This window comes from Ferrovibrio sp. (genome assembly GCF_025869515.1).
In the GTDB taxonomy this organism is placed as follows: domain Bacteria; phylum Pseudomonadota; class Alphaproteobacteria; order Ferrovibrionales; family Ferrovibrionaceae; genus Ferrovibrio.
The window spans coordinates 114,131-120,994 of the sequence record NZ_JAOZVR010000116.1 but is presented as its reverse complement, the minus strand read 5'-3'; the positions used below and the strand labels follow the sequence as shown (position 1 = coordinate 120,994).

The following is a 6,864-nucleotide window of genomic DNA, read 5'->3' as shown; positions in this document are numbered from 1 at the left end:
GTCGCTGAAATTCTGCCAGATCGCCGAAGGCGCCGCCGATCTCTACCCGCGCTTCGCCTCGATCTCGGAATGGGATACGGCGGCCGGCCAGGCGGTGCTGGAAGCCGCCGGCGGCGCGGTGCTTACCTGGGACATATCGGGTGAACGACCGCAGGACGGCCCGGCACTGCGTTATGGCAAGCCGGATTTCCGCAACCCCGCCTTTCTCGCCCGCGGCGCCTAGACCAGCGCGACATCCACCAGGATGGCGGCGTAATGACAGGCCGCCGCCGCCAGCACGAAGACATGCCAGATCGCATTCTGGAAGGGCAGCCGTTCCCACAGATGGAACACCACGCCCAGGCTGTACAGCCCGCCACCGGTCAGCAGCAGCACCAGGGCGGCGAGCGATGCACCGCTGATCAGCGGTTCGAGCGCCGCCAGGATCACCCAGCCGAGCAGCAGATAGGCCAGCACGGACAGTTTCTCGAAGCGCAGCGGATAGCGCAGCTTGAGGAATACGCCGACCAGCGCCACGCTCCAGACGAAGCCGAGCAGCAGCGCGCCCCATAACCCGCCGATCACGATCAGTGAAAACGGCGTATAGGTGCCGGCGATCATCACGAAAATGGCGGCATGGTCGAAGCGGCGGAAGAGAGTCTTCAGCCGGGCATGGCTGGTCATGTTGTACAGCGCCGAACAGCCCAGCATGGCCAGCAGGCCGAAGCCGTACAGCGCCAGGCTCACACCGCGCGACAGATCGGGCTTGAGCGCGACGAAGACGACCAGTGTGATACAGGCAGCCAGGCCGAAACCAAGACCCAGCAGATGCACCACGGCATCGGCGATCAGTTCGGCGCGCGTGCATGCGCGGGCTCTGTTCTGCTGGACCATCCTGTCCGGCTCCCTGACAAGGTCGGGGGACATCCTAGCGCAGGGAATGCGGCGGAATGAAGACGATGTTTGGGGCGCTCAGCGCAGCGGATCGTCGCCGCGTTCGTCTTCCGGTGCCGGCTGGTAACCACGCAGGGAGGCGAAGCGCAGCAGCTGGTCCGGCGTCAGTGCGTCGCGGGCGGCCAGGTGACTGCGCAGCCGCAGGGCGCGAATGCGGCCGTCCAGGGCGGCAATCCGTGCCGTCAATGCATCGATCCGCGTCGCCTCGATATTGTTTTCGGCGAAGGCGCGGGCGAGCCGGCGTTCCTCCGCCATCAGGCGGCGGCCGAGCGCGGAAATCTCCGCTTCGGTGTCGTTCTGCAGCTGCCGCAGCTGCTGACGCTGCGGCTCGTCGAGACTGAGGCTGTCGGCCAGTTGCAGCGCGGTCTGCGGCGCCGGGTAGAGATTGCGCTCGGCATCGCCGGTATCCTGCGGATTAACAGGTACGATCACCGCCGCCAGCGGCGGCAGGGTCGGAATATCGGCATCGGCCATTTGTGCCGGCATATTGGCCGGCGACCGGCCGATGGTACCCAAAGCGAAACCAGCGGCCAGTGTCAGGCCAAACGCCAGCGTGGCGAACAGACGTCGCGTCACGGCGTATCTCCCAAAACTTTGCGGGCCGAGCCGGAAATGCGGACTCGGTATGGCGCGCAATCTAGGGCGGATGGTCCGGCTAGTCGGTGATGGTGATCACGTCTGCATCGGGTGGATCGGCATAAAGCCGCATCACATCGGCGTGACGGCGCTCCAGCGTGGCGCGCTGGTTGATATAGCCCTTGTCGGTGATCTCGTTGGCATCGATCGATGGCGGCTCGCTCAGCAGCAGCACGCGCTTCACCCTGAAGGACGAACCGCCCTGTGTTGCATTATATGCAGAAAGTTTTTCCGCGATCTGCCGTCGCAAATCATCTGCTGCCATGTCCTTTGCCGCGGCAGAGGGCCAGGCGAGCAGGCCGATGAAACCGCGATCCTGTCCGGTCACCACCGCATCCTGCAGCAGCGGCGAGCAGGCCGCCAGAGCGGCGACGCGTACGCCGCCGACATGCACCCAGGTGCCGGTGGTGAGCTTGAAATCCTCGGCAATCCGTCCGTCGAACACCACGCCCTTCGCCGGTTCGGATTCATCGGCCAGCCGGGCCGCATCGCCGATACAGTAGAAGCCCTCGTCATCGAAGGCCTTCTGCGTCTGCTCCGCATTGCCGATATAGCCCGGAGTGACATTCGGCCCCTTGACGCGGATTTCCAGCTTGCTGCCGCTGGGCACGAATTTGAGCTGCACACCCGGCACTGGCACGCCGATCACGCCGGCGCGTTCGATCGGGAAATGCGCCGCCGTCGCCAGCGGCGCCGTTTCGGTGGAGCCCCAGCTGGAGGTCATGATCACGCGCCTGCCCAGTGTGCGGATCGACAAGGCTTCCAGCCGCGCCCAGAGATCGGGCGGCAGGGCGGCGCCGGCATAGAAGATCATGTTGAGGTTGCGGAAGAAGCGCTCGCTTAAGTCCGCATCCTTTTCCAGATGCGGGATCAGCATGGCGTAGCCGGCCGGCACGTTGAAATACATCGTCGGCGATACGTCGCCCAGATTGGCGACAGTCTTTTCCACCAGGCCCGGCGCCGGCTTGCCGTCGTCGATATGCAGCCTGCCGCCCTGGCGCAGCACCATGTTGAAATTGTGGTTGCCGCCGAAGGTATGGTTCCACGGCAGCCAGTCGAGCAGCACCGGCGGCGTTGTCTGCAGAAAGGGCCAGATCTGCGCGATGGCCTGCTGGTTGGAGCACAGCATGCGATGCGTGTTGATGACGCCTTTCGGCAGGCCGGTGGAGCCCGAGGTGAAGAGATATTTCGCCACCCAGTCCGGGCCGATCTGCGCGAATCGCGCATCCACGGCAGCGGTGGGCGTTGTCGCGCGCATCGACGCGATGTCGATGATCGTCTCAATGCCGGCGGGCAGTGTGGCCAGTACCTTCCCGAATGGTCCGCCCCCTTGGGCGAAAATCAGCTTCGGTTTCACCAGGCCGAGGATGTGATGCACCTTGGCGAAATCGCCGCTCATCAGCGAATAGGCCACAGAAACCGGCGTCACCGGCACGCCGGCGATCATGCCGCCCAGCATCAGCAGCGCATGATCGACGCTGTTGCCCGACAGGATGACAATGGGTGTGGTCTGGTCCATGCCGCGATCGAGCAGCGCCTGTGCGATGCTGCGTGCGGCCTGCCATGTCTCGCCATAACTCACCTCGCGCCAGCCGGTTCCTCCGCTGGCTTTCTCGGCCAGGAAGACCACATCGGGCTGGCGTGCGGCCTGCTGCTGCAGCAACTGGCCAAGGTGATCGGCATGGGCGCCGAGCGCCTCTTCCGATTCGAGGATGAAGCCGCCATCGCCGCTGTCACGGCGCCGGATACGCGGCACCGCCAGATCGAGCGGCAGGAAGGCCGGCTTGGTTTCGCCCTGCTGGATCATGTTTCCTCCCACGGAAACCGGTTTTTTATCGCGCCGTCTAGTTTGTAAGGCAGCATTACAATATCAGGCAGACTACAGCCGGGCCGGGCGGTGAGCAAGAGGGAAGCTCAGGGCTTCTTGCGCGATGCTTTTGCCTTCGGCTTCGGTGGCGGCGCAAAGGGTTTCACGTCCGCCGTGGGTCGGATACCGAAGCCGGCCCTCACATAGCACAGCACGCGGTTCGGCTCCTGCCGCGCCCATTCGATGGCGTGATGGCCGCACCAATCGGGCGCGAAGTTGCCTTTGCTTCCAAGGGGCACGGTAACTTCCATGCTCGGCACACGCACGCGGACTAGGTTTTTCTTATTGGTGGTGAACTTGCTTAAGATTCGAAAAAGCCGCCCGGCCAGCGCCATGTGTTCCTTGTTCTTATTCTGGCCATGGAAGGTGATGTCGCCGACCGAAGGATGCGGGACCGGCGTATCATAAATGTTGCCACCCAATTTGAGGCGTGCTGATGGCTGTGGCGGATCCGGCCAGTCCCAGCACCACTGATCCTCGGACATGCCATAGCGACCGTACTTTTTCTTGTACTGCGGCTTCCAGTTTGCATCGAACACCATTTTGATCGAATCGCCCGGGCGCACGGATGTATCGAGTAGATGGGCGTGGTGCGAGAGGTCCGGTGGTATCGGCATCTGCCAGATATCCTCAGGACGGTTCCATCCATCCAATTCGCGATAATACCAGGCCTGCGGAAAGGCATCCTGCAAGGCGAAGCCGAAATCCCACCAGTCGCGCTCAAGCATGCAGACATTGCGACTGCGCATGAATATGGGTGAACTCATTGCTTTCCTCGCGCTTTACGAAGATCCCGGGCACGGCGGGCATTGTCCGGCCCATCATATTTGACGGAGTCTTTGGGGGCGGACTTCGCGAATTCGCCGCGTCTTTCCCAATCCTCACGTAATTCCGTGAAGGCGGCGCGGCAGGCGTCCCGGGCATTTTTGCGGAACTCCTGCTCCGTCATCTCAGGGCTTTGTTTTTCGAGCATTACCATTTTCTCGCCTGGCGTCTTTGCCTGCATCCCATCGCGTGCCGCTTGCTCGCGATCCGTTGGGTTGCCTGCACCATCGCTGTCGTAGGTATTGCCACGCACCATTTCCACGACGTTACGGGCAACGGCAATGCCGAAATCCGGCCGGTTACTCCCCTGACGGACGATGTTGCCATTCTCGTCGTAATTCCACAGATGCTCTTCCTTCAGCGCGGTCTTGTCGATGTTTCCGCCGGGGTTGCCGCCAAAGAGATGTTCCACGGACGCATCCGGAAAGATTTCCCGCGCGACCTTCATGCATTCCTCGATCGCCATGTTGACGCCCTCCTGTGTCATGGCGTTGCCCCGGCTGCCTCCGGTATGCAGCGCCATCTCCGTGGCGAAAGCGTCATTCAGTGTGTCGGCGATCTGCCGGTCATCAGGACTAAGTTTGTCAGCCCAGGTGCCGAGCGGCGGGACATGCAGTTCCTTGCCGTCTTCGGCGATGATGATGCGGCCGCGCTGCGGCTTGGCGAAATCCTGCTGCTGGCGATCTTCTTCCGGCTGCGCCGGTTCTGGCTTGCGCAGTGCATCACGGTCGGTGTCCGGCGTGTCGCCGGACAGAGGCAGGGTGATTGCCGGCGCGGCCAGGCCCAGGCCACGCAGCAGATTCGGAATCTGCTTCACGCCTTCGATGATGGGGCGCTGATAAAATGCCTCCTGCTGTCCCGACTGCAATTCACGCCGGGCCGGCGGCGGTTCATCGCTCATCACCGGTTTGAGGCCGATGGGTTCACCGCCGTCGCCATCAGCCGATCGCAGCACGACATTGGTCTGCGGCTCATCATCGCCACCCAGCATCGGGCGGAGACGGTAGAAGTCGTCGACCTCCTGCACACTCGGCGGCGCAAAGCCCTCCAGGGGGCCCGCGAGCTGGTCCCGCAAAGTCTGCAATGTTTCGCCCATGCCATTCTGTGTCACGCCGCCAAAACCGAGCGGCAGCAGGATGCCGTCAGGTGCCAGCCCGTGATCCTTCTGGAAGCGGGTCAGCGCGCGATTGAGTTCGCCGCCGGGCCAGCCGGTCGGCATGCCGGGGTCGGGCAGCTCGTAATAGCCGGCATTGGCCAGCAGGGCCTGCGCCTTGATCACATCGGCGCGGTCGTTGTCGCTGAAGCGGCCGACCGAACCGGCAAAGCTGAAAAGGTCTTCGGGATTATTTTGGTTTGATTGCAAGGACATGGAAAAACTCCACGGGCGGCTGAATACATATGTATTGATAATATTCCTGCATTATATACCCTTTTTGTTCTCAACCCAAATACAAAAGCTTGGCGGACATATCAGTTCCGTCACCCCGGGCTTTTGACCCGGGGTCTCATTAAAAAATGGGATACCCGCTTTCGCGGGTATGACGATTGTGGGGCGAGCGCGACTTACTTCGCGATGTCGATCACGACGCGGCCGCGGATCTGGCCGGCAACGATCTTCGGCGCCAGGTCGAAGATGGCCGAGAGCGAATGCAGCTCGGTCATGGCGGCCAGCTTGTCCTTCGGCAGGTCCTGCGCCAGCTGCCACCAGGCGCGCTTGCGCCTGTGCATCGGCGCCATCACCGAATCGACGCCGAGCAGGCTGACATTGCGCAGGATGAAGGGGAACACGCTGGCCGGCAGATCCGTGCCGCCGGCGAGCCCGCAGGCGGCGACCCAGCCGCCGTATTTGATCTGCGACAGCACGGTGGCGAGCGTCTGGCTGCCGACCGAATCCACCGCAGCCGCCCAACGCTCCTTGGCCATCGGCGGACCCTTCTGGTTCAGCTCCTCGCGGGCGATGAAGCCGCTGGCGCCGAGCGCGGACAGATAGTCATGCGTCTCCGGCCGGCCGGTGGCGGCGATGACCTTGTAGCCCTTCTTCGCCAGCAGGGCGATGGCGACCGAGCCGACGCCGCCGGCGGCACCGGTGACCAGCACCTCGCCATCGTCCTTGTGCAGCCCGGCATCTTCCAGCGCCATCACGCAGAGCATGGCCGTGTAGCCGGCCGTTCCAATGGCCATGGCTTCCTGCATGGAAAAGGCATCGGGCAGGCGCACCAGCCAGTCGCTTTTCACCGAGGCGAAGCGGCTGTAGGCGCCCCACTGGGTTTCCGACAGGCCATAGCCGTTGACGATCACCTTGTCGCCCGGCTTGAACTCCGAATTGCCCGACATCACCACGGTGCCGGCGAGATCGATGCCGGCCACCATCGGCAGCTTGCGCGCGATGCGGCCTCCCGTGAGCGCCAGGCCATCCTTGTAGTTCAGCGTCGAATAGGCGACCTCGACCAGCACGTCATTCTGCGGCAGGTCTTGCTTGCTCAGTTCCTTGAAGCCGGCTTTCGGTTTGCCGTCGACCTCTTCGATGACCACGGCGCGGAAGGTGTCGGACATGGGGCTTTTCCCTAACAAAGACGTGGATGGCCGGGTCAAGCCCGGCCATG

The 6,864-nt window shown here is 63.1% G+C and carries 7 protein-coding genes; 1 reads left to right on the top strand and 6 read right to left on the bottom strand.

All coding sequences use genetic code 11. The annotated features are described in order from the left end of the window. Nucleotides 1-223 (top strand): inositol monophosphatase family protein (locus OJJ21_RS21265; RefSeq protein WP_297689635.1); only part of this gene is annotated, 223 nt, incomplete at its 5' end. Here OJJ21_RS21265 and OJJ21_RS21260 read toward each other — a convergent pair. From OJJ21_RS21260 to OJJ21_RS21235, 6 genes are all read right to left on the bottom strand, one after another. After that, nucleotides 220-873, bottom strand: coding sequence for a hemolysin III family protein (locus OJJ21_RS21260; RefSeq protein WP_297689634.1), 654 nt, complete (start codon nucleotides 871-873; stop codon nucleotides 220-222). The two genes, OJJ21_RS21265 and OJJ21_RS21260, sit on opposite strands and share 4 nt — an antisense overlap. A gap of 78 nt (nucleotides 874-951) precedes the next feature. After that, a complete protein-coding gene (locus OJJ21_RS21255) occupies nucleotides 952-1,509 on the bottom strand; it encodes a Spy/CpxP family protein refolding chaperone (RefSeq protein ID WP_297689633.1) in 558 nt (185 codons plus the stop codon). A gap of 79 nt (nucleotides 1,510-1,588) precedes the next feature. Continuing rightward, the gene (locus OJJ21_RS21250; RefSeq protein ID WP_297689632.1) at nucleotides 1,589-3,376 is read right to left on the bottom strand and encodes a feruloyl-CoA synthase; all 1,788 of its coding nucleotides are present in this window, start codon (nucleotides 3,374-3,376) and stop codon (nucleotides 1,589-1,591) included. A gap of 107 nt (nucleotides 3,377-3,483) precedes the next feature. Next, nucleotides 3,484-4,164 carry a hypothetical protein gene (locus tag OJJ21_RS21245; RefSeq protein ID WP_297689631.1) on the bottom strand — a complete coding sequence of 227 codons (681 nt, stop codon included), beginning with the start codon at nucleotides 4,162-4,164 and terminating at the stop codon, nucleotides 3,484-3,486. Between the two features lie 35 nt (nucleotides 4,165-4,199). Further along, nucleotides 4,200-5,630, bottom strand: coding sequence for a peptidoglycan-binding domain-containing protein (locus OJJ21_RS21240; protein ID WP_297689630.1), 1,431 nt, complete (start codon nucleotides 5,628-5,630; stop codon nucleotides 4,200-4,202). Between the two features lie 194 nt (nucleotides 5,631-5,824). Then, complete coding sequence (locus OJJ21_RS21235; RefSeq protein WP_297689629.1) at nucleotides 5,825-6,814, bottom strand: MDR family oxidoreductase; 990 nt, start codon at nucleotides 6,812-6,814, stop codon at nucleotides 5,825-5,827. Nucleotides 6,815-6,864 lie beyond the last annotated feature (50 nt).

Excerpts from the sequence above, each read along its gene's own strand:
- OJJ21_RS21260 (WP_297689634.1), bottom strand. The coding sequence starts at position 873 with ATGGTCCAGCAGAACAGAGCCCGCGCATGCACGCGCGCCGAACTGATC.
- OJJ21_RS21250 (WP_297689632.1), bottom strand. The coding sequence starts at position 3,376 with ATGATCCAGCAGGGCGAAACCAAGCCGGCCTTCCTGCCGCTCGATCTG.
- OJJ21_RS21245 (WP_297689631.1), bottom strand. The coding sequence starts at position 4,164 with ATGCTTGAGCGCGACTGGTGGGATTTCGGCTTCGCCTTGCAGGATGCC.
- OJJ21_RS21240 (WP_297689630.1), bottom strand. The coding sequence starts at position 5,630 with ATGTCCTTGCAATCAAACCAAAATAATCCCGAAGACCTTTTCAGCTTT.
- OJJ21_RS21235 (WP_297689629.1), bottom strand. The coding sequence starts at position 6,814 with ATGTCCGACACCTTCCGCGCCGTGGTCATCGAAGAGGTCGACGGCAAA.